The sequence below is a fragment of the Okeania sp. SIO2B9 genome (genome assembly GCF_010672505.1).
Classification (GTDB): domain Bacteria; phylum Cyanobacteriota; class Cyanobacteriia; order Cyanobacteriales; family Microcoleaceae; genus Okeania; species Okeania hirsuta.
This window is the reverse complement of sequence record NZ_JAAHGK010001157.1, coordinates 1-2,444: the sequence shown is the minus strand read 5'-3', so window position 1 is coordinate 2,444 and position 2,444 is coordinate 1. Positions and strand designations below refer to the sequence as shown.

1 protein-coding gene is annotated in these 2,444 nt (G+C 39.5%); it reads right to left on the bottom strand.

What is annotated here, in order from left to right:
* Window positions 1-157: 157 nt before the first annotated feature.
* On the bottom strand, window positions 158-2,305 hold the full coding sequence (locus tag F6K13_RS28390) for a pentapeptide repeat-containing protein (RefSeq protein ID WP_124143978.1): 2,148 nt from the start codon (window positions 2,303-2,305) through the stop codon (window positions 158-160).
* Between the last annotated feature and the right edge of the window lie 139 nt (window positions 2,306-2,444).

Below are 2,444 nucleotides of genomic sequence, written 5' to 3'. Positions count from 1 at the left end.
CCCTTTTCTCCTGTCTTCCCCTCCTGGGAGGGGGAGGGGCGAGGGGTGGGTTGTCTCCTGTCTCCTGTCTCCTGTCTCCTGTCTCCTGTCTCCTGTCTCCTGTCTCCTGTCTCCTGTCTCCTGTCTCCTGTCTCCTGTCTCCTGTCTGCTACAAACCCTAATTATTCGTACATTGCTCGTGAATTCCCCCCTGTTTACAAATGTAATTAATTTGATTAGGATCTAAGTTTTTGGCAAAATTAAAATTAACTCCCCTTAAATAATCGGATTTGAATGTCTCAAGTGGACTTGCCAAAAATTGGTCTAATTGAGCCGGTTTTGGAGTTACTAATTTGGCTCCTTTTAAATCAGTTCCACTCAAATTTGCTCCTCGTAAATCTGCCAAACTCAAATCTGCGTTTCGTAAATTAGCATTCTGTAGTTGAGCATTCCGAAAATTAACATTTGTTAGTTGGGCTAAACTCAAATCTGCTTTTCTCAAATTACTTTTACTGAAATTTGCCCCTGATAAATTTGCTCCTTGCCAATTAGACTCCATTAAATTAGATGATTGAAAGCTAGCTCCTTCAGCCTTAACTTTACTTAAATGAGCTCTGCGTAAATTAGCTTCTGATAAATTAGCACTTCCTAAATCTGCACCAGTCAAACTTGCTTCTGTTAAATTTGCTCGCTGTAAATCAGTTTCAATTAACTTAGCACTGCTTAAGTTGGCTTCTGTCAGAATTGAATCAGGCATTTTTGCTTTATTTAGAATTGCTCTAAATAAGTCTGCACGTTTCATCACCACTGGGCCAAATGTCGCACCCGTTAAATTGGTTTCTATCAGATTTGCTCCACTCAAATCAGCAATCAAATCGTCAAAAGTTCCTAAACGATTATCTTTTCCTGGTCCATAAAAGCGACTATTCTTAAAACTAGCCTGATTAAGAGTAGCGCCTCTAAATTTCACTCCAGACAAATCAGTATTTTCTAATATCAAAGTAAAGCTAGCAGGGCCAGAAGTTATCTGACCTAAATCAACGCCACTTAAGTCAGCCTCTTTAACCGACCCACTGTAAACTTTGAGAACTTTAGCGATCGCCTTTTGAGTAGCTCGTAGTCGCAGAGATACCAGAAGCTGTTCTTGAGAGTTGCCTCCATAGCTTAGAGAATCTAGATCATTTTTGAGGGCTTGATTTAAGCGACGTAGTTCCGGTATTACCATTGGTCCAGCACTAACTAAAGATTGTTGAATTCCATCAAGTATACTTGATTCATTTTCTTGCCCCAACAAATCTACTAACAATGGTATGGCACGAGGATCTTTAGTAGAACCCAAAGCTAAAACTGCCACTTGTCGTTGCTGAGGTTTAGTCGAAGTCAGGGACAACTTATTCACAAGAGCCAGAAACATATCATTATCTTGTTGTTTAAACTCCCGCCAATTTGCTTGATTTTGAATATAAACATGAGTGCCAAAAATTGTCCCCAAAACCGAGACCATACCTAAAGCAGTTATCATCAGTAAAGTCATACCTGGATTTTTTCGCATCCAAGGCCAAAGATGAAAACCTTCTGATTTTTTGTGAGTAGTAACAATTGCTGCTATTGAAGCTTGTGTCTGAGTATCGATAAAGTTAAAAGGATTAGAATCTAATTGGCCAGAGCGAGCATCTACAACAAAAGTGTCTACTAATCGATCGTGTCCTGTGCGGCGTAGTTTATTGAAACGAATCAAAGAAATATCACCTAGTAATGCTAACCCTGACAATGCTAATAGAATTGCCAAAGAAGGAAATGCCCCAGTTAGATACCAAATCAAGTAGGCAGTTCCCATAGGTAATCCCCATTTAGCAAAACCCTCACGGACTAGGGTTCTTCTCAAGCCTGGAGAAGTTCCTAAAGCTGTCACAACTCTGATTTCAAACCAACGCTTAGGCAATGTTTGACCTGTTCTAGCTAACAAAAATAATTGCCAACCTACAATTGCTAAAGGAGCTAATAATGCTCCAGACCAAAATAGATTAGCCAGAGGTGTTACTTTCTGATAACGGTTTCGTAAAGGAATTCCTAAAGTATTGGCAATTGCTTCTGTGGTGGTTGCTACTACTGGGTTGAGAGGAACAGATTTGTTGCCTATATTACCCAAGTGACCAAGCCAAAATGGAACTATTCCACTAAGAACAACCAGGGATACTTCTGTAGTCCAAGCACCACATCTACGGACCCAGATAGGTAATTGCTGGGATTTTTGTTGCCACGATGCCTCTGTGTTATTACTATTATTGATATCTGAAATATCTGAACCAAAAGTTGGGCTTGTCATATTGATGTGCTTACTCTAGTATTCTCAACTTTTAGACTAATTATTTTGCACCGTTAAGTATGGTATTACTATTAAGGCCACCTGTTTTCACCCTTTTTTTTAGTTTCCTAACTAGGAACAAATAAGGAGCTAATATCAC